The organism is Microvirga makkahensis (genome assembly GCF_009830105.1).
Classification (GTDB): Bacteria; Pseudomonadota; Alphaproteobacteria; order Rhizobiales; family Beijerinckiaceae; genus Microvirga; species Microvirga makkahensis.
In genome coordinates this window covers 98,424-124,768 of the sequence record NZ_WURB01000011.1, presented here as the reverse complement: position 1 = coordinate 124,768, position 26,345 = coordinate 98,424, and the positions used below count along the sequence as shown (strand labels likewise).

Here is a 26,345-nt window from a genome sequence, read left to right as displayed (position 1 = left end):
TCCATCCAAACGGGATCATCGGCGCGGGGCCGGTGATGACGTGAGGCCTGAGGGCCTCAGCGGAAGCGGATCACCGCTCCGCGGCCGCGCGCCGGAGGCGGTCGTTGATGGCTTCGCCCAGGCCTGTGTCCGGAACTGGCCCAACGGCAATGGTTTCGGCACCCGACGCATCGAGTTGCCGGAGATACGAGAAGAGATGAGCGGCGGCCTCCCTGAGATCGCCGCTTTCGCTCAAATTGAGCATTGCCTTCGCGTGCTCGACGCCCCGCGGAGGCGTGGCGCCGTAGAGGAGGGCGGCCTCGTTCGGCCCGATCTCCGATGCGTTCAGCCGCACCTGCGCGCGAGGCGCGTAATGCGAGGCGAGCATCCCCGGTGCGAGCGGGTTTTTCTCGCCCGCGGCGCCGCTCTCGAGACGCATTCCGATCAGGGCTTCGATGGCCTCGCGCGGCACGCCGCCGGGCCGCAACAGGCGGGGCGGGCCGCCAAGGCACGCGACGATGGTGGACTCGACGCCGACATCGGACGCTCCGCCGTCGAGTACGGCATCGATGCGGCCATCGAGATCGCTCAAGACATGATCCGCATCCGTCGGGCTCACCCGGCCCGAGCGGTTGGCGGAGGGCGCGGCGACGGGCCGGCCGGTGGCCTTCAGAAGAGCGTGGGCGAGGGGATGGGCGGGGACGCGCAGGCCCACGCTGTCGAGCCCCGCGCGGGCGAGGTCCGAAACCGTGCAGGTGGATGCCGTCGGTACCACGAGAGTGAGGGGGCCGGGCCAGAGGGCCTCGGCCAGTGTCCGGGCGGTGTCGTCGAAGATGCCCTGCACCTTCGCGGCCTCGAAGCTGTCCAGGTGGGAGATCAGCGGGTTGAAGCTGGGGCGCTCCTTGGCGGCGTAGATGCCGGCCACAGCCTGCGCATTCGTGGCGTCCGCGCCCAGCCCGTAGACCGTTTCTGTCGGGAAGGCGACCAGTCCGCCACGGTTCAGAATGGCTGCGGCTTCCGCCAAGCCGGCCTCGTCGGAAGTGAGATGCGCCGTCCGTCGCATTGACCCGTGATCGTTCACGTCTAAACTATCTCCATCCGAGGAGTGATGATACCTTGGGCGGGTTTAATGACGTGTGGTAACGCGTCAATATCAAAAGCCGCTGCTTGAGAGGAAATGCTATGACCTACCGCGCGCCCGTGTCGGACATCGTCTTCACCATGCGCCATGTGGCGGGGTTCGACCGCGCCGTCGCCGATGGTCTCTATGGCGACCTCTCCGTCGATCTCGCCCAGACCATCCTGGAGGAGGCGGGCCGCTTCGCCAATGACGTGATCGCGCCGCTCAACCGCGACGGCGACAAGCATGGTGCGACCCTGCAAGACGGCGTCGTCACCACCGCTCCCGGCTGGAAGGAGGCTTACCGGGCATGGACCGAGGCTGGATGGAATGCGCTTCCCGGCCCGGCGGAATATGGCGGGCAGGGCCTGCCGACGCTCCTGAACTCGGCTTGCGTCGAGATGTGGAACTCCGCCTCCATGGCCTTCGGCATCGGCCCCGTGCTGACCCATGGCGCCATAGAGGCATTGACCCGGCACGCCTCCGAGGACCTGAGGAGCCGCTATCTCGAAAAGCTCGTCTCCGGCGAGTGGACGGCGACGATGAATCTCACAGAGCCGCAGGCCGGATCCGATCTCGCGGCCCTGCGCTCTCGCGCGGAACCGGCGGGCGACGGCACCTACCGCATCACCGGCCAGAAGATCTTCATCACCTATGGCGAGCACGACCTGACCGACAATATCATCCATCTCGTGCTCGCGCGCCTGCCGGATGCGCCGCAGGGCACGCGCGGCATCTCGCTCTTTCTCGTTCCGAAGACTTTACCGGACGGAACCCGCAACGACGTGCGCTGCCACAGCATCGAGCACAAGCTCGGCATCCATGGCTCGCCCACTTGCACCATGATCTTCGGCGACAACGGAGGCGCCGTAGGCTGGCTCGTGGGCGAGGAGAACCGCGGGCTGAACTGCATGTTCACGATGATGAACAACGCGCGCCTCGCGGTCGGATTGCAGGGCGTGGCGATCGCCGAGCGCGCCTACCAGCAGGCTCTCTCCTATGCGAGCGAGCGCAAGCAAGGCCGTGCCATCGGAGCCATCGAGGGCTCGAGCGCCATCGTCCAGCATCCTGACGTGCAGCGCACGCTTCTCACCATGAAGGCGCTCACCGCCGCCGCGCGGGCCATCTGCTACATGACAGCGGAGGCCATTGACCGCGGGCATCTGGAGCAGGATGCGACGCGCGCCAAGAAGGCCCACGAGCGCGCTTCCCTGCTGACGCCCGTCGCAAAGGCCTTCTCCACGGATATAGGCATGGAGGTCGCCTCGCTGGGCGTGCAGGTCCATGGCGGCATGGGCTTCATCGAGGAGACGGGCGCGGCGCAGCATTACCGGGACGCCCGCATCGCGCCGATCTACGAGGGCACCAACGGCATCCAGGCCATCGACCTCGTCACGCGCAAGCTGCCCCTGTCCGGCGGCGACACCGTGCATGCGCAGATCGCCTCCATGCGTGCCGTCGTCACGCGCCTCATGAAGGAAGGGACGCCTGCTTTCGGTGCTACGGCCTCGCGCCTGCGGGACGCCATCGAATGCCTCGACCGTGCGACGAGCTACATGCTCCAGTCTGTCGCCTCGAACGCACCCGCCGAGGCCTTGGCCGGCGCGACGCCGTATCTGCGCCTGTTCGGTCTTGCACAGGGCGGTGCGGCCTTGGCGGAGGCGGCGCTCGCGGCGAGTGCGCTGAGGACGGGCGGCGATACCGATCCGTCTTATGCGGGCCGGATCGCGCTCTGCCGTTTCTTCGCGGAGAACATCGCGGTCGGCGCAAAGGGACTGGAAGACTCCGTGCTCGGCGGCGCGGGCTTCCTGCAGGACGCGAACCTGGCGCTGGCGGGTTGATTCGATGAGCCTCACGGGAAAGACGCTCTTCATCACCGGTGCCTCGCGTGGCATCGGTCTCGCCATCGGCCTGCGCGCGGCCAGGGATGGCGCGAACGTGGTCATTGCGGCCAAGACCGCCGAGCCGCATCCCAAGCTGCCCGGCACGATCTACACGGCGGCGGAAGAGATCGAGAAGGCAGGCGGCAAGGCCCTGCCGCTCGTGGTGGATGTGCGTGACGAAGCTGCGGTGAGCGGCGCCATCGGCAAGGCTGTCGAAACCTTCGGCGGCCTCGACATCGTGGTGAACAACGCCAGTGCCATCAGCCTCACGCCCACGCCGGCGACGGACATGAAGCGCTTCGATCTGATGCACCAGATCAATACACGCGGCACCTACATGGTCTCGAAATATGCGATCCCGCATCTGGAGAAGACCGAGAACCCGCACATCCTCATGTTGTCGCCGCCGCTCGACATGAAGGAGAAATGGTTCGCGCCGCATCTGGCGTATTCCATCGCGAAATACGGAATGAGCTTGTGCGTTCTGGGACTGGCGGGCGAGTTGCGGGGGCGGGGAATCGCCGTCAACGCGCTCTGGCCGCGCACCACCATCGCGACGAGTGCCGTGAAGAACCTCCTCGGCGGCGACGAGATCGTGCGGGCGAGCCGCACGCCCGAGATCCTGGCCGATGCGGCCTATGCCGTCTTCCAAAAGTCCTCCCGGAGCTTCTCCGGCCATTTCCTCATCGACGACGTGTTCCTGAGCGAGGAGGGCGTGACGGATTTCGAGAAGTATCGGGTCGATCCCGGCAGACCGCTGATGCCGGACTTCTTCGTGCCCGATGATATTCCACCGCTGCCGCAATCGTCATAAAGGAAAGGCGACAACTCACCCAATGAGGCGGAGGCGGGGATGATCGTGATTCATAGGCCGGCGCGAACGGCGGTTTCCACGGGGGAAGCTCTCAACCGCGCCGTGCTGCCTCCGGGCGAGCCGATCCCCGAAGATGCGATCTGGGTCGATCTGATCGATCCGAGCCGGGACGAGGACAGGCTCGTCGAGCGCCATCTCGCGATCGAAATTCCCACCCGCGAGGAGATGGCGGACATCGAGCCGTCCGAAATCCTCTACAGCGAGAACAACGCGCGCTACATGACCGCGCGTGTGCTCTGCAGTTCTGACACCGAGAATCCGAAGCTCATCGACGTCTCCTTCATCCTCACCGAGCGGGCGCTCGTGACCGTGCGTTATGGGGAGCCGCGCTCCTTCAGCATGTTCATGGCCCGCGCGGCGAAGCCGGGAGGCTGCCGCCACCAGCCCGAGGCCGTGCTCGACGGACTAGTCGAGACGATCATCGACCGCGCGGCCGAAATTCTCGGCACGGTGGGGCAGCGCATCGACCGCCTGTCGCAATCGATCTTCGAGAACGAGAAGAAGGGCACGCGCCGCACCGCGTCCTTCCGCGCCGCCCTGAAATCCATCGGGCGCAAGGCGGACGTAATCTCCAAGGTGCGCGAGAGCATGGTATCCGTGGAACGGCTGCTGCTGTTCTTGTCCGCCACCATGCCGAGGCCGCAGAAGTCGCGCGGCTATCAGGCGGAATGGCGCACGGCCCTGCGCGACGTGCAATCCATCGAGGAGCACGCGACCTTCCTCTCCAACAAGGTCCAGTTCCTGCTCGACGCCACGCTCGGACTCGTCACGATCGAGCAGAACGACATCATCAAGATCTTCTCGGTCATGTCGGTGATCTTCCTGCCGCCGACACTGGTCTCGTCGCTCTATGGAATGAATTTCAAGCTCATGCCGGAGCTCGAATGGAATTACGGTTATCCCTGGGCGATCATGCTCATGATGCTTGCCGCCGGGCTGCCCTATCTCTTCTTCCGCTGGAAGAGGTGGCTTTGACATGACGAGAGATGTGGATGATCGACCAAGGCCGCCTCCGGACCTGATCCGGGGATGACGAGGAGAGGATGGATACCATGTGCGGGCGCTACGCCATCACCCTGCCTCCCGAGACGTACCGGGAGTTCTTCGGCTATCCGGAGCAGCCGAACTTTCCTCCGCGCTACAACGTGGCACCCACCCAGCCGGTGCCCATCGTGCTGGAGGATCGCGGCGCGCGGCACTTTACGCTGGTGCGCTGGGGATTCCTGCCGTCCTGGGTCAAGGACCCGAAGGATTTTCCGCTCGTCATCAATGCGCGCGGCGAGACGCTCGAGACGAAGCCGACCTTCAAGGCGGCCCTGAAGCGCCGCCGCTGCATCTTTCTCGCCGACGGCTTCTACGAATGGCGGCGCCATGGCCGCGACAAGACGCCGTTCCTGATCCGCCCGCGCTCGCGCAAACCCATGCCGATGGCGGGCTTGTGGGAGACCTACATGAGCCCCGACGGCGCCGAGATCGACACCGCCGCCATCGTGACGACGGATGCCAATGGTGTGCTCTCCGCCGTGCATGACCGCATGCCGGTGATCCTCCCGGAGGAGGACATCGCCGCCTGGCTCCATGTGCGTGACGAACGAGCCAACGTGATGCGCCTCGTACGGCCGTGTCCCGACGACTGGCTCGAGGTGGTGCCGGTCTCAAGCCGTGTGAACAAGGTCGAGAACGACGATCCGAGCCTGGTAGAGCCTCTGGCGCAGCCGGAAGCCGCGCCGGCGAGGAAGAGCAGGCCGACGGCGAAGAAGCCGCTCTCCAGCGACGAGGACGAGCAGGGGAGCTTGTTCTAGGATCGTGCTCGCTGTCCCCACGTCATGGCCGGGTTTAGCCCGGCCGCCCGATCATGGAGCCGTGCCCGCCCTGACCGGGATCGCCGCACAAAGCCGGTGATGACGGGGAGCGGGGCTGGCGGAAATCCCACTTCACCGCCGCTTCTTCACCGCGTCGCGCCTCAGGATGCCGATGACTTCGAGATGGGGCGAGTGCTTGAACTGATCGACGGGGATCACGCGTTCCAGGCGGTAGCCGCCGCTCGTGAGAATGGCGGTGTCGCGGGCGAAGGTAGCGGCATCGCAGGAGACGCTCACCACGAGCGGCACTTTTGACGCGGCGAGCTGCTTCGCCTGCGCCTCGGCGCCTGCGCGGGGCGGATCGAGCACGACTGCGTCGAAGGCGTTGAGCTCGGGCGTGAGAAGCGGGCGGCGGAAGAGGTCCCGCGCCTCGGTGGTGATGCGGCGAAGGCCCGGCGTTGCACGGAAGGCCTTGTCGAGAGCCGTCATCGAGCCCTGGTCGTGCTCCACCGCATGAACCTCGGATTTTTCAGCAAGGCGCAGGGCGAAGGGGCCGGATCCCGAGAAGAGGTCGGCCACGCGCTTCGCGCGCCCGCAGGCCTCCGTCACGAAACTGGCGAGCGTTTCCTCACCCAGGCGCGTCGCTTGCAGGAACGAGCCTGCGGGCGGCACGACGGAAGCGCGTCCCATCGCGATTGCGGGCGGGCGACGCTCCACGATCACGTCGCCATGGATCGAAAGGCGTGAGAGATCGAGCCTTTCGGCCAGGCCAATGAGGCTCAGGCGGTCCGAGTCCTTCAACGGCCCGTGCCCGCGCACATCCACATCGAAGCCCGTCCGCGTGTTGGTGATCTGGATGTCGAGTGGCTTGCGGGCGCCCTTGAGATGCTCGCCGATAGCACGCGCGATGACCGGAGCCTGCTCCTTCAGCCCGGGCTCGGCGATCGGGCAGAAGGCGATCGCGACGATCCGGTGGCTGCGGGCCGCCATGTAGCCCACATGCATGGAACGGTCGGGAAAGCGCACGTGCAGCGTGACGCGGCGGCGGCCGTCCCCATGGGCATCGATCATCGGCTCGACGGGTGTCTCAATGCGCGCCTGACGCAGGGTGCGCGCGAGGATCTCCTGCTTCCAGGCTTGATAGAAACCGTGCTTCATGTGCTGCGTCGCGCAGCCACCGCATTCGTCGAAATAAGGACAGAACGGCGTCTCGCGCTCGGGCGATGCCGCATCCACGCGGATGAGATCCGCGCGTGAGCCGTCGCGCTCAATGGTCACAGTTTCGCCCGGCAGCGTCTTGGGCACGAAGACGGGACCGGAAGCGGTTTCCGCGATGCCGTCGGCCTTCGCGCCCAGACGTTCGATAATCACCTGCTCACCCACGATGGGCTCCCAACAAAAATTCGCGGTTGCCGTCTCCGCCCTCGATGGGGGAGGGGACGACGCCATCGACGGAAAATCCAAGCGATGCGACGAAGGCTGCGATGTCGTCGCACACCGCGCGATGTACGGCCTCGTCCCTTACAATGCCCTTCTTCACGTGGTCGCGCCCGGCCTCGAATTGCGGCTTGACGAGAACGGCCAGCTTCGCGCGCGGCTTCAGCAAAGCGACCGCCGCCGGCAGTACGAGCTTCAGCGAGATGAAGCTCACATCGGATACGAGAAGATCCGCAGGCTGAGGGATGAGAGCGGCCGTGAGGGAGCGCGCATCCGTGCTTTCGAGATTGGTCACGCGCGGATCGCCCGCCACCGTCGGGTGAAGCTGCGAATGCCCGACATCGACGGCATAGACATGCCTGGCGTCGCGCATCAACAGCACCTCCGTGAAGCCGCCGGTGGAGGCGCCGATATCGAGGCAGATGCAGCCTTTCGGATCCATCCCGAAGGCATCGAGGGCCGCCGCCAGCTTCACGCCGCCGCGGGACACGTAGGGATGTGGCTGCACGGCGGTGATCACCGCGCCGTCCGCCACCGCGTCCGAGGGTTTCTTCACGACGACTCCGTCGGCGGTGACGAGGCCGGCTGCAATGGCTTCCTGCGCCCGCGCGCGGCTTGTGAAGAAGCCACGCTCGACGAGCACCATGTCGGCGCGTTTGCGGGTCATGGGTATCTCAACGTCATGTGAATTCAAATCCTCTCATATCCCGGAACCTGCCCTGGCGAGCGGACATATCCGGTCAACGATCCACTCAGCCAATGGAGCCCCCATGCTCAGCCGTCGCCATTTCCTGACCGGTGCAGCCCTGCTGGCTGCGAGCGCTGCCATTCCGCGGGTCTTCGCGCAAGCGTCCTCCGGCCCCTTCAAGCTCGATCCCCTGCCATATGCCCCCTCCAAGAACGAGCCTCACATCGATACCCGGACCATGGAGCTTCACCATGGAAAGCACCACGCATCCTACGTCAACAACCTCAACGCCGCTTTGAGCCAGAACGGGGAGCTGGCCAGGATGCCGCTCCACGAGATGCTGGCGAAGATCGCCGAGGTTCCCGAATCCCTCCGGACCGCCATCCGCAACAACGGCGGCGGTCATGCCAATCACACCATGTTCTGGCAGATCATGGGGGGATCGGGCGGCGAGCCCTCCGGCGAGCTGAAGAGCGCCATCGACCGGGATTTCGGCGGGTTCCAAAGGTTCCAGGCCGATTTTAACACGGCTGGGGAGAAGCAGTTCGGCTCCGGCTGGGTGTTCGTTACGGTGAAGCAAGACGGCAAGCTCGGGATCACATCGAAGCCCAATCAGGATACCCCGCTCATGGATGGACACATGGTCCTGATGGGCAACGATGTCTGGGAGCACGCCTATTACCTCGACTACCAGAACCGCCGGTCGGATTATCTCAAGGCCTGGTGGAACGTGCTGGACTGGAACCGGATCGGCGAGCGCTACGCCGCCGCGAAGGCGGGCACGCTGGCGCTTTAGACGGATGTCATTCCGGCTCTTGTGCCGGGGATCCCGCTTGCGTCAAGCGTTGCGCAATTCCGAACGGTATAGCCGGGATTGGTCCCCGGACCACGCCGGGGGCGGCTGCGACATGGTGACTTGTCAGGCCCGCGCCTGACGAGGCTCTTCTTTGCCGAGGGCCTCGAACACCTTGCTCACGATGCCCACGGCGTCGAGACCGGCCTGGGCATACATGCGCTCGGGCTTGTCGTGATCCTGATAAAGGTCGGGCAGCACCATGGAGCGTACTTTCACGGTGCCGCGATCGAGCGCCCCCTTGTCGGAGAGGAGCTTCAGCACGAAGGAGCCGAAGCCTCCGATGGAACCTTCCTCTACGGTAATGAGCACCTCGTGGTCGCGGGCAAGGCCGATGATCATCTCCTCGTCGAGGGGCTTGGCGAAGCGGGCGTCGGCCACCGTGGTGGAGAGCCCGCGGGCCTCCAGTTCCTCGGCCGCTCTCAGGGCTTCCGCGAGGCGCGTGCCGAGCGAGAGAATGGCGACGCGGCTGCCCTGTTTCACGATGCGGCCCTTGCCGATGGCGAGCGGCACGCCCTCTTCGGGCAGGTCGACGCCGACACCTTCTCCGCGCGGATAGCGGAAGGCGATGGGGCCGTCGTCATAGGCCGCGGCGGTGGCCACCATGTGCACCAGCTCCGCTTCGTCCGCGGCCGCCATCACCACCATGTTCGGCAGGCAGCCGAGATAGGCGATGTCGAAGGAGCCCGCATGGGTCGGCCCGTCCGCACCCACGAGTCCCGCCCGGTCCAGCGCGAAGCGGACGGGCAAGTTCTGGATGGACACGTCGTGCACCACCTGGTCATAGGCACGCTGCAGGAAGGTGGAATAGATCGCGCAGAACGGCTTGTAGCCTTCCGTCGCCATGCCGGCCGCGAAGGTCACCGCGTGCTGCTCTGCGATGCCCACGTCAAAGGTACGGGTGGGGAATTCCTTTCCGAAGAGATCGACGCCTGTACCCGACGGCATGGCCGCCGTGATGGCGACGATCTTGTCGTCCCTTTGGGCCTCCCGGATCAGGCTCTCGCCGAAGACCTTCGTATAGGAGGGCGCATTGGCCTTGGCCTTCGCCTGCGCTCCGGTCACCACGTCGAAGGCGGCCACCCCGTGATACTTGTCGGCGGCGGCCTCCGCCGGCGCGTAACCCTTCCCCTTCTGAGTGACTACGTGAACGAGGATCGGCCCGGTCTCGGAGTCCCGCACGTTCTTCAGAATCGGCAGCAGATGGTCCAGGTTGTGGCCGTCGATGGGTCCGACATAGTAGAAGCCGAGCTCCTCGAACATCGTGCCGCCGGTCCAGAAGCCGCGGGCGAACTCCTCGGCGCGCTGCGCCTTCTCATAGAGGAACTTCGGCAGCTTCTTGGCCAGCTGCTTGGCGGTCTCGCGGATGCCCCGATAGGTGCCGCCGGAGACGAGGCGCGCGAGATAGGACGACATGGCGCCGGTAGGCGGCGCGATCGACATGTCGTTGTCGTTGAGGATCACGATCAGGCGCGAATGCATGGCGCCGGCATTGTTCATGGCCTCATAAGCCATGCCAGCCGACATGGCGCCGTCGCCGATCACGGCGATCACGTTGTTGCGCTTGCCGTCCAGATCCCGCGCGACGGCCATGCCGAGGCCGGCCGAAATCGAAGTGGAGGTATGGGCGGCGCCGAAGGGGTCGTACTCGCTTTCCGAGCGCTTCGTGAAGCCTGACAGGCCGCCGGCCTGACGCAGCGTCCGGATGCGGTCGCGCCTGGCCGTGAGAATCTTGTGAGGATAGGCTTGGTGCCCTACGTCCCAGATCAGCCGGTCGCGGGGAGTATCGAAAACGTAATGGAGAGCTACCGTCAGCTCGACCACCCCAAGGCCCGCGCCCAGGTGTCCTCCGGTGACGGAGACGGCACTGATCGTCTCGGCGCGCAATTCGTCCGCGATCTGCCTCAGCTGGTTTTCGGGGAGCTGCCGGAGGTCTTCCGGAATCTTGATAGTATCAAGAAGAGGTGTATGCGTTGCGCTCACGTGGTCACCAGAATGCAGGTTTTCCTTCACCGGGAGCCCCAGCTTGGAAGCGCCGCAAAGGTTGAAAGCATCGAAGTCAGATGATAGACGGCCAGAAACAATATCCCAATTCCCGTTCCGGGAGGAGGATGCCGCTTCCAATGTTCTCCGTCCCTTCCCGACTGACATATGCTGCTGTCCGGCTGCGAAAGCAACTCGTTGACCCGAATTGGTCCAATTCCATCAGTGCGGCGGCATTCGTCATCTTCATTGCTGCGGCCTTTCTGGTTCGGGGGCACGTACTTCCTGTTGCCATGATCGTCGTGATGGCCCTCTTGGCCTTCATCAGCGGAGCCGCGGCGCAGGCATTTCGGCGGAACACCTGGCTCTGGTTCTTCTGGATCTTCTTCGTCGCCTGGACGGCGCTTGGGGTCATTGGCGGAGGGCCGGGATACGATATCTCCGACTCCCTCAACTTTGTGCTGCTGGGCGCATTCATCCTGTCCATGGCCCAGGTTCGCCGTGCGTTGAGCACGAGGCAGGTTCTGGCCATCGTCGCGGTTCTCGGCGGGGTGAGCGCTCTTGCGTCCATCGTGCTGCACTTTGCCTCATCCGGTGATGTTTTCGATCGCTTGACCCCCCTCGGACGAGGGCGCAACCCAATTCCAGGCGCCGGAGGGCTTGCGGTCGCGCTGATCGCGCTTGCTGCACTCTGGCTGGAGCGTGCTCCGGGACATCGTTTTGCATCGTCCTGCATCGGCCTCGCGATCATGCTTCTCGTGGCCCTGGCCTGGACGCAGAGTCGCGCTCCGATCCTCTCTCTCTGCTTGGCATTGCCCTTGGCATGGTGGCTTGAGAAGCGAGGCGGAACTGCCGCCCTGCTCTTGGCCTGCGGTGGCGTCTGGCTCTGCATCACCGGCCTTGGCATGTTGGAGCCGGTCATCAAGTCAGTGATCTGCGACGGGCAGGCGGATTGGTGCCGTCCAGCGCACAGGGTCGAGATCTGGGGCTGGGTGCGAGACCAGATCTCTCTCCATCCCGTGCAGGGCACCGGGCCTGGCTTCCGGTTCCAGAAGGCATGGATGAGCCATCCCCATAACGGCATCTTCGGGACTGCGATGTATTTCGGCTTCCCGGCTCTCGCGGCCTTTGGGGCGATGATCGGCTTTTACGCCAGAGAATTGACCCGGCAGGGAGATCGATCTCTGCGATTCTTCGGAGCGGCATCCATCATTTTCTCTTTCGGCTACATGGGAACGGATTTGTCGAACCCGTTTGCCTTCTTCAACATGCATTACCTCTTCCTCTGGATGCCCTACCTTCTCGTTCTGATGTCGAGTGAGGCTATGGGCCGGGATGAGGAAGGGCTTGCCCTATCGAGCTCCGACGAGCTCCGACGGATTTGACGGCACATCATGGCAAGGCATCATTCGGCCCTTCACCGAAGATTCGATCTCAAGCCCATAGCCTTCAAGGTGATGAAAGGCTTGACAGGCTCCCGCGCGGGGCTCCGGAAGGCGGTTTCCTTTTTTCCGGATTTCGGCTGGCCCGGTGCTGCGAAGGTGGACCTTCGGGAGGACAGCATCCGTTCCTTCAACCTCGTCCAGGAGCGCTACAGCCGTCAGCGCGCCTTCGTCAGCTCCTACGACGTGGACGTGATGAACCCGCATTGCCGGTTCCCGGATCCGGATTCGGCTCATCGGGTGATCGCACGCATTGCGGATGTGCTGATCCCGGGCCATACGCTGACGCCCGTCGATCCGGACACAGGACGGCAGATCGCGTTCGATACGACCGCGGACAGCAACTGGCACTTCTCCTATCCGGCGCCGGCCGCGCTCCACACGCGGCGGGTCCCGGGACTGGTTGCCGCGATTCCGCCCTACAAGCACTATGGTCACCTTCTTACCGACGTGCTGATGCCTCTGGCCTACGGACTACACCGCAAGGTGCTCGCTCCCGGTGAGACACTGACCATCGTGACGGCGCGCTCGGTCAATCCGTTGGTGGAGAATTTCGTCAAGGGTTTGCAGCGTAATGGCCTTCCCATACGCCACCTGAGGCTGGCTCCCTGGGAGCGGGTTCATGCCGAGCGCTACCTTTATGCGCGCAGCCATTGCTGCAATCTTGAGCGGGTGTTCGCAACTCCGGAAGCGCTCGACTACGCCCGCTCCATTTTCCAGGCCGCCTATGCGGATCGCCCGCTGCCGGAGGCTGCGCCCCGGGTCTATCTCACCCGTGGGCACACACGCCTCCGTCAGGTGGAAGGGGAAGCCGAGCTGATCGAGGGGCTGCGCGGGCGCGGGTTCAGGATCGTCGAGGCGTCCTGGTCGAACCATCACGAACAGATTCACTGGTTCAGCGAAGCGAAAACCATCATGGCCGTCCATGGAGCCGGTCTCGCCAACATTCTCTGGGCTCGCGGTCAGCCGCTCCTGATCGAACTGATGGCGCAGAATGCCCGCAAGAGCACCGGCCTCCACTGGGCCGCCGAGATAGGAGCGGATTACGAACCTGTCATTGGCGGGCCCGAGGGGCCGAGGCAGGCTTTCAGCATCGACCCTGCAGCCGTTCTGCGGGATGTCGATGCGATCCTCGCGAGATATCCCGCCCGTTGAGACCGCGTGCCGGCAGGAAGTTACACCTCGACGTCCAGCGGTGCCGTGCCGGAGGCGGCGCCGTCCGGGCCGACGGTGATCTTCTCGATCCGGGCCTCGGCCTTCTTCAGAAGCTGTTCGCAATGCTTCTTCAGGGCCTCGCCGCGCTCGTAGATGGCGATGGAATCTTCCAGCGGCACATCGCCGCGCTCGAGGCGCCGCACGATTTCCTCCAACTCGGCCAGGGCCTTCTCGAAGGGGAGGGTCTTGATGGAAGTGGTGTCGGTCATGCAGCTATCCGTCAAAATTCGTTGTTGAGCCGTTATCTCATGTGATTGCGGCATTGCCCGGCTGGCGGACGAGGAATCTCTGATAAACGAAGCCGATGCCGATGAGAACAAGCCCGAGGCCAATAAAGGACAGAGCCCGCATCATGCCTTCCAGATTGGATAGGTCGATGATGAAAACCTTCAGAACGGCGAGCACAAGATAGACTGCCGAGGCGATGCGCGCAAAGCGGTTGTCGCGGATGATGCCGAAACCGAGGAGGGCAATGCCGATGACGAGGAGGGCCACCGAATAGCTCCACTGCTCGCCCTGGGCAAAGCCGCCCCGGAAAAAGCCCAGCCCGGGGCCTTGGAAGATCCTCCGGATCTCCAGCGCTACGTAGGCATATTGAAGCAGCAGGCTCAAGACCGCCGAGGCGAGGGCATAGGAAACGGGTCGCGCACGGCGCTCCACGAAAGCGAGTATGCCCGCGAGGATCGAGGGCAGGAGATAGGCCAGGATCAGGCTGTTGAAGAGGATGCCACCTGAGATCTCGTCGTTCGTCAGAAGCGGGTTCTCGATCACGAGCAACCCGATGGCGGACAGGCCGAGAGAGGCGATCTTGAAGATCAGGGAACCCCAGCGATAGACCGGGTCGGGACGCCGGAGATCCATCCGGGTCAGCAGGATCGCGAAAGCGAGGCCTTCTGTCGCAAGCAGGCCCGCCTCCACGAGGCTGAAATCCGCCGCCAGTGGGCTTCCGGCATGCAGGGCGTGACGGATTTCGAAAAAGACCAGGAAGGCGGCGAAGACGATGGCGAGGCTCTCGGTGAGCTGGACGATCCTGTCGTGCCCCGTCCGCCCCAGCAGGCGGCTTGCCAGCCAGAACGCAACGGCGGGAGCGCCGTAGCCCCAAAGGATCCAATTGAAGATCATCGGCCCTGGGGCGTCGCCCACGATGGCGGGATCCCAGATCAGGCGGCCGAGCACGATGAGGCCGATAGCCCCCACCGCATAGCGCAAGGCCGGAATGGCGATACGCTCCGCGGCCCAGGCGGTGCCGAGAGCCGCAAGCGCGAAGGCGACCGTCAGCATGCCCTTCTCGAGCGCGAAGGTCAGGCCGAGCGCGACCGCTCCCAGCGCCGCCGAGGCGGTCGCCCCGATGCCGAGGCGGATGGCCGCACTTCGGTCCGCTTCCACGTGCCGCATGAGCCATTGGGAGACGAGCACGAAGGCGAGGGCCAGCACCCCCGCGATCAGGGCGAAGGAGAGGCTGCGCTCGAATTCGGTCAGGCGCCAGTAGGCGGCAACCAGCGCCAGGAGCGGCCCAGCGCTCGCAACTCCCGCATACCAGGCAGCGACTGGCAGGCGTAGGGATTGTGAGCGCGTCAGGCGCAGCAGGGAGGCTCCCGCAATTGCCGGCGGAAGGAGAGCCGCCAGGATAAGATAGGTGCTGAGCGCATGGGGCCGGACGGCAAAAGCATCCCCGCTCTGGAAGAACAGGCTTTCGGGACCGTCGCCGATCTCCGTGGCGAGAGGCCAGACCAGGAGCGCGCCCACAGCCAGTGCGGCGCTGCTTGCCGCTGCCGGAGAGGCATTGGCGATGCGCACGCCCGCGGCAAGCAGGATCAAGGCCATGGCGGCCACGAAGACCGGCCTTCCGTCGCCCATGGCGATGGAGCCGGCCACGACGATCCCGGCGCAAGCGAAAGCGAACAGTGCTCCGCTCGCCGCCCGATCAACTCGGGCTTCCTCATCTGGCACATGGCGATAGGGATCCAGCGCGAGGAAGAGCGCGGCAAGGCCCGCCTGGAGCACCAGATGCACCATGGCCGGAAGCACGTCCGATTCGTCGATGAAGGCGATCGGTGCCGTCCACAGGAGCACGCCGGTCGCGGCTGCGAGCGCGAGCCAGCGCCAGAGCCGGAGCCGCGCGACGCCATAGGCGGGCAGGACCACGAAAACGAGATAGATTACGAGCGCCCAGGGCTGCGGCCGGTCCGTGGAGACGAGGAGCGGGCTGCCCATGGCGCCGAGAAGGCCCAGCGCGGCGAGGATCGGCCCGTGTAGCGTCGAGGCGACCATGGCCAGAACGGCGACGAGCCCGAGCGCCACGAAGGCCGCGCCGGGGCCGATCAGCCCATAGAGCGCATAGGCCGCATAGATCGAGGCGAAGGCCGTGCAGGTTCCGGCGGCGGTGAGGATGCTCGGCACATGGGCGCTCGGAATGCCCGGCAGACCGAAGCTGCGTTCGCGGCGGCGCATCCATTCGCCCGCGCCGATGAGGGCGAGGGCGAAGAGGATGCCGAGCCCGATGCGGGTTCGGGGATCGAGCAGGCCCTGCTCGATGGAGTATCGGACGAGGAAGATGCCGCCGAGAGCCAGGGCCACGCCCCCCACCCACACGGCCCAGCGGGAGCCGATCTGCTCCTCCAGGCCCCGGCGGGGCGGGACCGGCCGGGCTGCGGCGGGAGGGACGGGCGGAACGGAGGTCGCGGCCGGTTGCGGTGGCGCTTGCCCAGGGGCTGTTTCGGCAATCGCCTCTTCGGGAGCCCCGGTCATCTCCGCTTCAGGTTTGTTCTGCAGCGCTTTAAGCAGGATCACCTGCTCCGAGAGAAGCTTCAGCCGCTCATCCAAATGAGCGAACTTTCGGCGCGCCGAGAGGCCGAACACGAGCGCAATGATACCTAGGACGACAACGCCGATCCCACCAATGAGGGCCAGCGCAATGGCAACAACAATGAAATCCACGAAGAGGCCCCTCAGCATTCCCGATCAGGGCGGCTCTCCAAGATGGAATCGCTCTAGCCCCTGTTAATCTGTAACATGAAGGGCGTGCCCTCCATAGCCTCGGCTCCCCGGCCGATGGCCCGGATGGCGTCCGCCATGCGGCCCTGCCTGCCGAGAAGGTCATCGGCCAGAGCCACAAACCGGACATTGGGCGTGGCGGAGGGAGCCGCCTCCCTCAAGGCGAGGGCGAGCTCGGTCTCATCCCGGTCGGGCGCGAGGGCGCAGGCGGCGATATAGGCCGCCGCCGTCGAGCGGCTGATGCCGGCCCAGCAATGGAAGAGCAGGGGGCTCTTGCGATCCCAGGCGCGGATGAAGGCGAGAAGCTGCTCTATGTGCTCGGGTCCCGCCAGCACATGCCCCTTCATTGGTTCCAGGATGTCGCTGACATTGATGACGAGATGACGATCGGGCGCAATGGAAGCCGGCCGTTCGATCGCCATGCCCATGGTCAGGAGGCTCACCACATGGCTCGGGCCAATGGCGGCGACGGTCTCTTTCAGGCGGGAGAGGGGGCAGACGTGGAGCACCGGCATGGCCTCAGGGCGTGGCGGAGAGAACGCGTTCCCGGAAGCGCTCTTCCGCCACGGCCACGGGCCAGGGTTCGAGAAGGGCATGAACGCCGCGGGGCAAGGACTCCGGTCGCCCAAAGAACTTGATCGCCTCCTCGCGCCCGAAGCCCGCGAGATGCGTCGCTTCGAGATAGGCAGCCTGCCGGTCGGCCTGCTTGATGAAGCGCTTCAGGGCGGCGCTGGGGGCGGCGGGCAGGCCGAAATGGAGATGGATCGCGCCGAGCAGGCCCGCCTCGATGGTCTTGTACGCATCGCCGATCACCGCCTTGAACGGGGAGATGATGTCGCCGATCACGTATTCCGGTGCGTCGTGCAGGAGTACGGCGAGGCGCGTGGCGCATGGCATGTCCGGATCGAGATGATCGGCGATGGCTTCCACGAGCAGGCTGTGCTGCGCCACGGAGAAAATGTGTCCGCCGATGGTCTGGCCGTTCCAGCGCGCTACCCGGGCGAGGCCGTGCGCGATGTCGTCGAGCTCCACGTCGAGCGGCGAGGGATCGAGCAGGTTGAGGCGGCGGCCCGAGAGCATCCGCTGCCAGACGCGGGGTTCCTTCGCCATTCAGAGCGTCTCGGCGAGAGCGGCGCATTCCGCATGGCGGTAGCAGCCGACGAGGTGGTCGTTCACCATGCCCACCGCCTGCATGAAGGCATAGACGATGGTGGGGCCGACGAAGTTGAATCCTTCCGCCTTCAGGGCTTTCGAGATGCGCCGTGACACATCCGTTTCCGCCTGCACGTCGCTCCGGCTCTTCAGGTTGTTCTGGATCGGGCGGCCGTCGACGAAATTCCAGAGGAAGCCGGAGAAGCCGCCGCGCTCCTGAAGGCTGAGCCATGCGCGGGCGCCCGCGATTGTCGCCTCGATCTTGGCGCGGTTGCGCACGATGCCCTGGTCGAGCATCAGCGCCTCCACATGCGACTGGTCGAACCGCGCGATCACGGCCGGATCGAAGCCTGCGAAGGCCTGCCTGAAATTCTCGCGCTTGCGCAGGATCGTGATCCACGACAAGCCGGCCTGGAACCCGTCGAGGATGAGCTTCTCGAACAGAGCCCGGTCGTCGAATTCGGGCACGCCCCATTCGTTGTCATGATAGGCGACGTAAAAGGGGTCCGTGCCGGGCCACCAGCAGCGGTGCCTGTTATCGGGGTGCAGGATCAGTCCGTCGGTCATGGGCAACGTGTAGCGGGCTTAAATGAAAACGGAAAGATCCGCCTCGCCGGAATGCACATCACCGGCGGGGAAGGGATTTTCGGTAATACACGACCCGCTCGGTCTCCTCGAAGCCGACGGCCAGGTGCATGGTTTGAGAGGTGCCGTTGTGGATCTCCACGTCGGAGGCGAGTTCCGCGCAGCCGAGACCTTCGGCCCAGCTTTCCACCGCTTGGACCAGGAGACGGGCGATGCCCTGTCTCCGGTGCGATGGGCGGACGTAGATCCCCTCGAGGAAAGCGACCGGGGACGTAACGCAGCCGTTCACGTAGTCGTGGCGCAGGACCGCCTCTGCGAAGGCCACCGCCGCGCCTTGGGAATCATGCGCGAGAAATGCGACGGACTGCTCCGGGTCGGCCAGGATGGCTTCGGCTTCCGCGACGTGATCCGGCCGGGACGTGTCCGGCCACATCTCATGTCTGAGAGCGACCCAGGCATCGACGGATTGCCGGTCGCGGGCTACGATCCGCATCACGCGCCTCGGGTGTCGACGAGTTCGGCCATGTGCAGGGCGCTCTCGTCGCCCAGGGCGCGCAGGCCTGCCGCCACGCCCCTGCGGTCGGCCTCCGGGCGGTTCTGGCTCACCTTCCACTTGCCTTCGATCCGCGTGATCTCGATCTCCACGCCCACGATGCCCTTCAACTGCGCTGCGAGGAATTCGGGCGGCGTGTCGTCGACCGCCCAGGGCTCCGGCCGGGCGGCTTCCTGAGCCGAGGTCATGGACGTTATCTGTTCCAGGAGCCATGCCGGATCCTCGATGACCCGCATGCGCCCATGGGCCTGAACGATGGCGTAGTTCCAGGTGGGCACGACCTTGCCGTGCTCGCGCTTGGTCTCGTACCAGGACGGTGTGATGTAGGTTTCCGCGCCCTGGAAGACCACGAGAGCCTCTTGGGCGGGGTCGAAATCGCGCCATTGCGGATTGGCGCGGGACAGATGGGCCCGCAGCGTCCCCAGCTGCGAGGCCGCTTCGTCAAGGGCGAAGGGAATGGGATTGGCGGCGAGACCCGCCTTCCCGACGGTCACGAGAAGACCGAGCGGATGCGCCCTGATGAGCGCGTGCTGGATGTCTAGGCGGTCCTCGCGGAAGTGCGGCGGCTGATACATGGCATTCCCATTCCGATGGAGCGGGAATGCTAATCGCAAGTCCTCGGGGCGGACCAATGAAAAATCGCGATTCCGGCCATCAACGTAATGGATGAGTGATCAGGAGCCGACCCGCAGCGCGCGCAGCTTGTCGGCCAGTTCCGTCCAGCGATAGGGCTTGCTGATGAAGGATATCCCCGCCTCGAATCCCTCGGACGGCAGGGCCGACATGGGGTAGCCGGAGGCGAGCAGAACCTTGATGCCCGGCCGCAGTTCGCGCGCCTTGCGGGAAAGCTCGACGCCGTTCATGCCGTTGGGCATGACCACATCGCTGAACAGCACATGGATGGGCACGTCCTGTTCCAGCACCTCGAGCGCCTGCTTGGCGTCGCACGCCGTCAGCACGTCGTAGCCCAGGCTGTCGAAGATTTCCGTCGCCACGTCCAGAACGGCCGGCTCGTCCTCGACGATCAGCACGGTTCCGGCGGTGTCGCGAGCGGGCCTGACCGTATCGGGGGATGCCTCCTCGTCGGACGCGCCCCGCTCGTCTCCATGGGCCGGGAGCAGCATGGAGATCGTCGTGCCCTGGCCCGGCTCGCTGTTCACCTCGATATGCCCGCCCGATTGCGTGATGAAGCCGTAGACCTGGCTCAGGCCGAGGCCCGTGCCCTTGCCGACCTCCTTCGTGGTGAAGAAGGGCTCGAAGGCCCTCGCCGCGACCTCCTTGCTCATGCCGAGGCCTGTATCCCGGACCGTCAGGGACACATAAGGACCCGCGGGAATGCTCCAGGCTGCCGCGTGCTGGTCATCCACGGAGGTCTCGCCGAGGGCGATCGTCAGCTCGCCTCCCTCCGGCATGGCGTCGCGGGCATTGACGACGAGGTTGAGGAGGGCGGCCTCGAACTGCGCGCCGTCCACGTTGATCGTGCTGATGCGGGCGGGAAGGGACAATGTGAGCCTCACCGTCTCGCCGCAGGCGCGGCGCAGGACGTTTTCGAAGCCTTCGATGAGTGTGCTCGGATCTTGCAGCGTCGGCTGGAGAGGCTGGCGGCGCGAGAAGGCCAGAAGCTGCTGGGTCAGCCTCGCCCCGCGTTCGGCGGCGCGCTGCGCGCTCTCGATGAGGCGGGTCTCGCGGGCGCCGTTCACGTGGCGGGTCAGGAGGTCCAGGTTGTTGACGATGATGGTCAGCAGATTGTTGAAATCGTGCGCGATGCCGCCGGTCAATTGCCCGATGGTCTCCATCTTCTGCGACTGGAACAAGGCGGCCTGAGCCTCTGCCAGCGCCTCCTGCGCTTTGCGGCGTTCGGTGATATCGCGCGTGATCTTGGCGAAGCCGATCAGTTCCTTGCGCTCATCGTAGATCGGGTCGATGACGACGCTGGCCCAGAAGCGCGTGCCGTCCTTGCGCACGCGCCAACCCTCGGCCTCGAACTTGCCTTCGCGCTTGGCGGTCTCGAGAGCGCGGTACGGCAAGTTCGTGGCGCGGTCCTCTTCCGTGTAGAAGCGGGAGAAGTGCTGGCCCCGGATCTCGTCCTCGGTATAGCCCTTGATGCGCTGCGCCCCCGGGTTCCAGTTCGACACGTGACCTTCGGGATCGAGCATGTAGATGGCGTAATCGGTGACGCCCTGCACGAGCAGGCGGAAGCGCTCCTCGCTCTCCCGTAAAGCGTCCTCGGCCTTACGGCGTTCGGTGAGGTCTCGGGTGATCTTGGCATAGCCGAGAAGATTGCCATGGGCGTCCCGGATCGGGTCGACCACCACATGGGCCCAGAAGCGCGTGCCGTCCTTGCGCACGCGCCAACCCTCGGCCTCGAACTTGCCTTCCCTGGCCGCGGTCTCCAGCACGCGCTGGGGCAGCCCCGCGGCGCGGTCCTCGTCGGTGTAGAACCGGGAGAAATGCTCTCCGAGAATTTCGCTTTCGACGTAACCCTTGAAGCGCTGCGCTCCGGAGTTCCAGCTTGCGATGATGCCGTTGGGATCGAGCATATAGATGGCGTAATCCGTGACGGCATCGACAAGAAGCTGGAAACGTTCCTTGTCTTGCGCCGTCGGTCGCGCTTGTACAGCAATCATCGAGAAACCCTTGGAATGGAACTCTTCGCGCATGACTTCCGGCACGTCAGAGGTCCGTTTGCGGCTAACGCAGTTTCGCTCGGTCCGGTTCCCGGAATCGGCTCCTAGGCCGGTCCTGCTCCCGATTGAGTAGCACCGTCCCCAGGGTAGGGAAAGTTCACCCAGCGCGGTTTTTCCAGGCGGACGGGGATTCCGCCGGCGAGGATGGGGTGTCCGGCCGCCAGCGCATCGGCGGCGCGGTCGAGGCGGATCATCAGGAGGCCCCGCCCTTCCATCGCGGTTCCGGTCCTGCCGAGTGCCTTGTCGCCGGCCGTCACCTCCACGCCGACATCGGCGGCGAAGCCCCCCTCGTAGATGGCGGGCACGATGCGTGTGCGCGCCGTCCCCCGGTGCTGCATGCGGGAGACGACCTCCTGACCCACATAGCAGCCCTTGTCGAAATCGACTCCGTGCAGCTGATCCATCAGGGCCTCGTGGGGGAAGGCGTCGCCGAACAGGAAGTCACGACCGCCCTCGGGCACGCCGAGTCCGATGCGGTGGGCGTGATAGGCCGCGGCCGGGACCTTCTCGAACTCCGCCGCATCCTGTGCCGCCACAATCGCGCGCCAGCCGAGTTCGGGCAGGCGGGGGTCCTCCGCGACGAGGCCGACCTCGTCGTCAGGTCTCGGCTCGTCCCAGCCCGCCACGATGGCCATGGCCTCCGACAAGTCCTCGATCGCCACCTTCGCGCGCAGTTTGTAGAAGCCGAGGCGCTTGGCGAGATCGGGGGCGAAGACCTTGAATGTATCGAGATAATAGCCGCCGCCGATCTCCTGGGGCGCCTGGAACACGATGAAATCGAACAGGATCTTGCCCTGGGGCGTCAGCAGCGCGCCGAGTCGCGCGGCCTGCGGCGAGACCCGGTCCAGGTCGCAGGTGACGAGACCGTCGAGAAAACTCTTGGCGTCTTCGCCCGAAACCCTTACCACGCCCCGGTCGGCTAAATGGACTGACGGCATGTCCCGCTCCAGTTGCTATTCGCGATGAGCGTGACATATGCCCCCTTCGCACGAGCCTCAAGGGATGAGATCGCCATGCCCCAAACCTTCGACCTGATTCTCAAGGGCGGCATCGTGGTGAATCACGACGGACGCGTCGAGCGCGATATCGGCGTGCGAGCCGGCACCATCGCCGCCATCGGCGATCTCTCGCGGGCCTCGGCGGACCGGGAGATCGATTGCCGTGGTCTGCACATCCTTCCTGGCGTCATCGACACGCAGGTGCATTTCCGGGAGCCCGGCCTCGATCACAAGGAGGACCTGGAAACGGGCTCCCGCGCGGCGGTCATGGGCGGCGTCACGGCCGTATTCGAGATGCCCAACACCGACCCGCAGACCACGAGCCCCGAAACGCTCGCCGACAAGGTGAGGCGCGGCCATCACCGCATGCATTGCGACTTCGCCTTTTGGGTCGGTGGCACGCACGAGAACGCGAAGGACGTGGCGGAGCTGGAGCGCCTGCCGGGTGCCGCGGGCATCAAGGTGTTCATGGGCTCGTCCACCGGCTCGCTGCTCGTCGAGGACGACGAGGGCATCGCCGACATCCTGCGCCGCACCCGCCGCCGCGCCGCCTTCCACTCGGAAGACGAAGCGATGCTGCGGGCTCGGAAGGAACTTCGCGTCGAGAACGACCCGCGCTCACATCCCGTCTGGCGCTCGGCGGAAGTGGCGCTCGCCTGCACGCAGCGTCTCGTTCGCATCTCCCGTGAGACCGGCGCGCGCATTCACGTGCTCCACGTCACCACGGCGGAGGAGATCGCGCTCCTGAAGGACCACAAGGATCTCGTCTCCGTCGAGGTCACGCCGCATCACCTGACGCTGGTCGCGCCCGACGACTACGAACGCCTCGGCACCTATGTGCAGATGAACCCGCCCGTGCGGGACGAATATCATCGCGCCGCGATCTGGCATGGGCTCGACGAAGGCATCGCGGATATCCTCGGTTCCGACCATGCGCCGCATACCCGCGAGGAGAAGGACAAGGCCTATCCGAACACGCCCTCCGGCATGACTGGCGTGCAGACGCTCGTGCCGATCATGCTCGACCACGTGAACGCGAGCAGGCTCACGCTGGAACGCTTCGTCGACATGTCCAGCGCAGGCCCCAAGCGCCTGTTCGGCATCGCCCGAAAAGGCCGGATCGCGGTTGGCTACGATGCGGATTTCACCGTGGTGGATCTCAAGCGCACCGAGACCATCACCAACGGCTGGATCGCCTCGAAATCCCAGTGGACTCCCTATGACGGCAGGAAGGTTACCGGCTGGCCCGTCGGCACCGTCGTGCGTGGGCATGTGGTGATGTGGGACGGCGGACTCGAGACGCCGTCGCAGGGCGAGGTGGTGCGGTTCGAGGAGACGCTGCGCCCTTGAGGGTGCGGCGGCCTCGTGAAGGCCGGCGCCGCACAGGCTCGTCCTGAAGGGGGCTGCTCTCCGGAGAGTCTCGTCCTTCGCGACGCGAGCAGGCTCGCTCCTCGGGATGACGCTACCCCGGTGCCATACCGCTCAATGCTTCAGCGCGCCCGCCATGGAGAACGCCCCGCTGCGGATCTTGTCCGCGAGCGACGAGGCGTACTGCGCCACCGCGTCCTCGCCGTAAGTCGCGACGAGTTCCGTGAAAGCTGCAAAGAGCGCGGCCTGCGCCATGCAATCGGCGTCGAGCCCGTCGAGCTCGGCCTCGGCGAAAGCCTCGTTCACATAGCTCAGGGCAGCCTGCTTGATGGAGCTGAGTTCGGGCAGCTCACTGAGAGGGACGTCGTTATCGTTCATGGATCCATGCCCCTTTATGGGGGCGGCGCGCGGGTCGGTTGAATCGACCTTAGATATAGCGCCGTCCCACCGCCAGCATCACCTTGCAAGGAGGTTAATGCGAGAGGGTTATTGCCGAAAAATGTGGATAAAACCCTTGATTTATTGCGAATTTGGCTGTGCTAAATCGTCACTCTCCTTGAACGGAGGGGCACTCGGCCGGTGTTTCGTCAGCCACCGTAGCGGCTGGTGATGTTGCGGGCGAGCTCCTCGCCCTCATGGATGAATCGCGCCGAGGCCTCCTGGGCGGATGGGGTGCAGATGCGGTACGTGAGGGCATAGGCCTGATAGCCCTTGTTGTAGGCCCCCGCCAGACGCTCGCGTCGGCCCGGGGTCGTGCCTTCCGTCTCGAGCAGGATCTGCATGCGCCGGCTCCATTCATGCGCATCGGGCGCGGTGCAGAGGGGGCGTAGCATGGCGAGGGCGCCCATGATTTCGGCGAGCCGCAGGAGTTCCTTTTCGTAGGGCGCGGGCGGCGGCTCCACCGGTGGAGCGGGCTCGGCCTGCTGCTGGTCCGGCTGCGGCTGGGGGGGCGGCTGCTGAGGCCGCCGTTGCTGCGGCCGCGGCTGCGGACGCGGGCGATATTGAGGCTGCGGCTGATAGCCCTGCCGTGGTGCGTTCGGATCCCGCGGGGGACCGAACAGGCGCTCGAAAAAGCTCTGCGCCGCCGCAGGCTGCAGCGGGACGGGCAGAAGCGCCAGGGCGGTGAGCAGCAGGATGGTCCTCCTCATGGGCGCGCGCGCTCCCGCGCGATCCTGAAGGCCTGTTCCAGAATGCTGCTGAGCCCCGCCGTCATGGGCAGATCCACGATGTCCCGTTCCGTAACCCAACGGATGTCCTTTGCTTCCGGTCCTGTCTGGGGTTCGCCGGAAACCCAGCGGGCTGCGTGGGCGGCGATGACGACATGATGCTTTATATGGCCTTGCGCGTCCCTTTCAATGAATTCCACGGGGGCGATCATGCCGATGAGCTCCGCCTCCACGCCGACCTCTTCCCGCAGCTCCCTCAAAGCCGCCTCGCCGAGGCTCTCCCCGGTTTCCACCATGCCGCCGGGGAGCGAATAGAGCCCCTCGCACGGCGGCTTGCCGCGGGCTGCGAGCAGAATCCGCCCGTCGCGGATCACCGCGACCGAGGCGGCGAGGAGGGGGCGGGAAGGATAGAGGCGGTCGCTTGTCACGGCGAGGGTCGCTCCTCGCCCACGCGATAGCGGGCGCGCGGCCGGATGAGCTGGGCCTGGCTGCGCTGCTCGATGGCGTGGGCGAGCCAGCCGGCGGTGCGCCCGACTGCAAACAGCGTGAAGGCCGCTCCGCGCGGGAGTCCATAGGCGCGCTCCAGCATCACCAGCGCCGTGTCGATGCTGGGCGTTCCGCCCGTTGCGCTCTCGATGGCCTGGAGCATCGTCGCGTCGGAGGCCAGCAGAGGCACGTGATCGAGGATCGCGGGCGTGCGGGGATCGCCCTCGGGATAGAGCCGGTGCCGGAAGTTCGGGGCGGGGATCCGGTCCGGGGCCTCCAGGAAGGCTCTCACCCGCTCGGTCATGCCGCCGTGATAGGGCCCGCTCAGGGCCGCCAGCCCCGAGATCATCGCGTGGCGCAGCGAAGCGCCTGTCGAGGCCGTGACCCGGACCGCGAAGGCGGAGGAGCTGAGCTCGTGATCGGCGCAGAGCACGAGTGCCCGGCGGATCGCTTCGGAAGCCTGGGGCGTCTTCCAGGCTTGGGCCAGGTGGCGGTGGAGGGGCTCCGTCCGTGGGTCCTCGCCGCTGCCCGCGGCAGCCAGGAGCCGCAGGATTGCCGCCACCTCCGCGGCGCGCATCTCCTTGGGGGCGGGCTCGGAGAGGAGGCGCACGGCGTTCGCGACGAAAGCGTGCATGCCGGTTGCGGGGGGCGGAAGGTTCCGCGGCAACCGGGAGGGCAGGCGGAAGGCTTCACCGTCGAGGCCGCCGATCAGAAGGAGGGCCGTGTCCTCAAGGGGCGCTGTCGCGGCCCAGGCAAGGGCGTCATGCCTCCGGTAGAACAGCCGCCCGTCTTTGATCTGGGTGATGCTGGTCTCCAGCACTGGCAGGCCCCAGTCGAGGGCCGTCGCGGCCGCGGCGGCCGGGCGGCGGAACCGGGTCTTGCGCGAGACCAGCGCCTCCACGTCGTCGAGCGCGTAGAGCCGCTGGCGGGGGTCGTGCGGAGAGGAAAAGGAGCGGATCAGCCCCCGGCTCACATAGGCATAGAGGCTCGCCCGGCTGATGCCGAGACGGGCGGAGGCCTCTTCGGCCGAGGTCAACTCGATGCTCATATGTTGATATGTTGATTCAAGATTGACGGTTT

Annotated in this window: 25 protein-coding genes; 8 read left to right on the top strand and 17 right to left on the bottom strand. The window is 65.6% G+C overall.

Annotation, left to right across the window (positions count from 1 at the left end):
- Positions 1-70: 70 nt before the first annotated feature.
- Positions 71-1,060, bottom strand: coding sequence for an L-threonylcarbamoyladenylate synthase (locus tag GR328_RS16070; RefSeq protein ID WP_425487043.1), 990 nt, complete (start codon positions 1,058-1,060; stop codon positions 71-73).
- A gap of 101 nt (positions 1,061-1,161) precedes the next feature.
- Here GR328_RS16070 and GR328_RS16065 point away from each other — a divergent pair, with 101 nt between their 5' ends.
- The 4 genes from GR328_RS16065 to GR328_RS16050 all read left to right on the top strand — a co-directional run bounded on the left by GR328_RS16065 (position 1,162) and on the right by GR328_RS16050 (position 5,658).
- Positions 1,162-2,940: an acyl-CoA dehydrogenase family protein gene (locus tag GR328_RS16065; RefSeq protein ID WP_160885533.1), complete on the top strand. Its 1,779-nt coding sequence runs from the start codon at positions 1,162-1,164 to the stop codon at positions 2,938-2,940.
- Between the two features lie 4 nt (positions 2,941-2,944).
- Positions 2,945-3,796, top strand: a complete 852-nt coding sequence (locus GR328_RS16060; protein ID WP_160885532.1) for an SDR family oxidoreductase — start codon at positions 2,945-2,947, stop codon at positions 3,794-3,796.
- 39 nt (positions 3,797-3,835) lie between these two features.
- A complete protein-coding gene (locus tag GR328_RS16055) occupies positions 3,836-4,831 on the top strand; it encodes a magnesium transporter CorA family protein (protein WP_160885531.1) in 996 nt (331 codons plus the stop codon).
- Positions 4,832-4,908: 77 nt separating this feature from the next.
- Complete coding sequence (locus GR328_RS16050) at positions 4,909-5,658, top strand: SOS response-associated peptidase (protein ID WP_160885562.1); 750 nt, start codon at positions 4,909-4,911, stop codon at positions 5,656-5,658.
- Positions 5,659-5,790: 132 nt separating this feature from the next.
- Here the strand turns inward: GR328_RS16050 and GR328_RS16045 are convergent, their stop codons facing one another.
- Both GR328_RS16045 and GR328_RS16040 read right to left on the bottom strand, forming a co-directional pair.
- Positions 5,791-7,041: a class I SAM-dependent RNA methyltransferase gene (locus GR328_RS16045; protein ID WP_343039402.1), complete on the bottom strand. Its 1,251-nt coding sequence runs from the start codon at positions 7,039-7,041 to the stop codon at positions 5,791-5,793.
- Positions 7,034-7,762: a TlyA family RNA methyltransferase gene (locus tag GR328_RS16040; RefSeq protein WP_160885529.1), complete on the bottom strand. Its 729-nt coding sequence runs from the start codon at positions 7,760-7,762 to the stop codon at positions 7,034-7,036. Before GR328_RS16040 ends, GR328_RS16045 begins: the two co-directional genes overlap by 8 nt.
- 103 nt (positions 7,763-7,865) lie before the next feature.
- Between GR328_RS16040 and GR328_RS16035 the strand changes: the two genes are divergently transcribed.
- The gene (locus GR328_RS16035; protein ID WP_160885528.1) at positions 7,866-8,579 is read left to right on the top strand and encodes a superoxide dismutase; all 714 of its coding nucleotides are present in this window, start codon (positions 7,866-7,868) and stop codon (positions 8,577-8,579) included.
- A gap of 123 nt (positions 8,580-8,702) precedes the next feature.
- Here the strand turns inward: GR328_RS16035 and dxs are convergent, their stop codons facing one another.
- Positions 8,703-10,619: a 1-deoxy-D-xylulose-5-phosphate synthase gene (gene dxs / locus GR328_RS16030; RefSeq protein WP_160885527.1), complete on the bottom strand. Its 1,917-nt coding sequence runs from the start codon at positions 10,617-10,619 to the stop codon at positions 8,703-8,705.
- Positions 10,620-10,759: 140 nt separating this feature from the next.
- On the opposite strand from dxs, the gene GR328_RS16025 reads away from it, so the two are divergent.
- Both GR328_RS16025 and GR328_RS16020 read left to right on the top strand, forming a co-directional pair.
- Positions 10,760-12,004 carry an O-antigen ligase family protein gene (locus GR328_RS16025; RefSeq protein WP_160885526.1) on the top strand — a complete coding sequence of 415 codons (1,245 nt, stop codon included), beginning with the start codon at positions 10,760-10,762 and terminating at the stop codon, positions 12,002-12,004.
- An 81-nt stretch (positions 12,005-12,085) separates the two neighbouring features.
- On the top strand, positions 12,086-13,216 hold the full coding sequence (locus GR328_RS16020; RefSeq protein ID WP_160885525.1) for a glycosyltransferase family 61 protein: 1,131 nt from the start codon (positions 12,086-12,088) through the stop codon (positions 13,214-13,216).
- Positions 13,217-13,236: 20 nt separating this feature from the next.
- Here the strand turns inward: GR328_RS16020 and GR328_RS16015 are convergent, their stop codons facing one another.
- The 9 genes from GR328_RS16015 to ygfZ all read right to left on the bottom strand — a co-directional run bounded on the left by GR328_RS16015 (position 13,237) and on the right by ygfZ (position 22,185).
- On the bottom strand, positions 13,237-13,485 hold the full coding sequence (locus tag GR328_RS16015) for an exodeoxyribonuclease VII small subunit (protein WP_160885524.1): 249 nt from the start codon (positions 13,483-13,485) through the stop codon (positions 13,237-13,239).
- 37 nt (positions 13,486-13,522) lie between these two features.
- Positions 13,523-16,213, bottom strand: coding sequence for a DUF2339 domain-containing protein (locus GR328_RS16010; protein ID WP_160885523.1), 2,691 nt, complete (start codon positions 16,211-16,213; stop codon positions 13,523-13,525).
- A 53-nt stretch (positions 16,214-16,266) separates the two neighbouring features.
- Positions 16,267-16,785, bottom strand: a complete 519-nt coding sequence (locus GR328_RS16005; protein WP_160885522.1) for a tyrosine phosphatase family protein — start codon at positions 16,783-16,785, stop codon at positions 16,267-16,269.
- Positions 16,786-16,789: 4 nt separating this feature from the next.
- Positions 16,790-17,380, bottom strand: a complete 591-nt coding sequence (locus tag GR328_RS16000; protein ID WP_160885521.1) for an HD domain-containing protein — start codon at positions 17,378-17,380, stop codon at positions 16,790-16,792.
- Positions 17,381-17,989 (bottom strand): DNA-3-methyladenine glycosylase I, encoded by a 609-nt coding sequence (locus GR328_RS15995; protein ID WP_160885520.1) that lies wholly within the window; start codon positions 17,987-17,989, stop codon positions 17,381-17,383.
- A 58-nt stretch (positions 17,990-18,047) separates the two neighbouring features.
- Complete coding sequence (gene aac(6'), locus GR328_RS15990) at positions 18,048-18,500, bottom strand: aminoglycoside 6'-N-acetyltransferase (RefSeq protein ID WP_160885519.1); 453 nt, start codon at positions 18,498-18,500, stop codon at positions 18,048-18,050.
- Positions 18,500-19,135, bottom strand: coding sequence for an FMN-binding negative transcriptional regulator (locus GR328_RS15985; protein ID WP_160885518.1), 636 nt, complete (start codon positions 19,133-19,135; stop codon positions 18,500-18,502). Before GR328_RS15985 ends, aac(6') begins: the two co-directional genes overlap by 1 nt.
- A gap of 99 nt (positions 19,136-19,234) precedes the next feature.
- Positions 19,235-21,187 (bottom strand): hybrid sensor histidine kinase/response regulator, encoded by a 1,953-nt coding sequence (locus tag GR328_RS15980; RefSeq protein WP_160885561.1) that lies wholly within the window; start codon positions 21,185-21,187, stop codon positions 19,235-19,237.
- A 104-nt stretch (positions 21,188-21,291) separates the two neighbouring features.
- Positions 21,292-22,185, bottom strand: coding sequence for a CAF17-like 4Fe-4S cluster assembly/insertion protein YgfZ (ygfZ, locus tag GR328_RS15975; RefSeq protein ID WP_160885517.1), 894 nt, complete (start codon positions 22,183-22,185; stop codon positions 21,292-21,294).
- 75 nt (positions 22,186-22,260) lie between these two features.
- Between ygfZ and GR328_RS15970 the strand changes: the two genes are divergently transcribed.
- The gene (locus GR328_RS15970; RefSeq protein ID WP_160885516.1) at positions 22,261-23,595 is read left to right on the top strand and encodes a dihydroorotase; all 1,335 of its coding nucleotides are present in this window, start codon (positions 22,261-22,263) and stop codon (positions 23,593-23,595) included.
- A gap of 132 nt (positions 23,596-23,727) precedes the next feature.
- On the opposite strand, the gene GR328_RS15965 is transcribed toward GR328_RS15970, so the two are convergent.
- From GR328_RS15965 to GR328_RS15950, 4 genes are all read right to left on the bottom strand, one after another.
- Positions 23,728-23,991 carry a hypothetical protein gene (locus GR328_RS15965; RefSeq protein ID WP_160885515.1) on the bottom strand — a complete coding sequence of 88 codons (264 nt, stop codon included), beginning with the start codon at positions 23,989-23,991 and terminating at the stop codon, positions 23,728-23,730.
- Positions 23,992-24,200: 209 nt separating this feature from the next.
- Complete coding sequence (locus GR328_RS15960; RefSeq protein ID WP_170304129.1) at positions 24,201-24,761, bottom strand: TIGR02301 family protein; 561 nt, start codon at positions 24,759-24,761, stop codon at positions 24,201-24,203.
- On the bottom strand, positions 24,758-25,207 hold the full coding sequence (locus tag GR328_RS15955) for an NUDIX domain-containing protein (protein ID WP_160885514.1): 450 nt from the start codon (positions 25,205-25,207) through the stop codon (positions 24,758-24,760). Before GR328_RS15955 ends, GR328_RS15960 begins: the two co-directional genes overlap by 4 nt.
- Positions 25,204-26,313: a citrate synthase family protein gene (locus tag GR328_RS15950; RefSeq protein ID WP_205790052.1), complete on the bottom strand. Its 1,110-nt coding sequence runs from the start codon at positions 26,311-26,313 to the stop codon at positions 25,204-25,206. The genes GR328_RS15955 and GR328_RS15950 overlap by 4 nt, the downstream gene beginning before the upstream one ends.
- Positions 26,314-26,345: the final 32 nt, after the last annotated feature.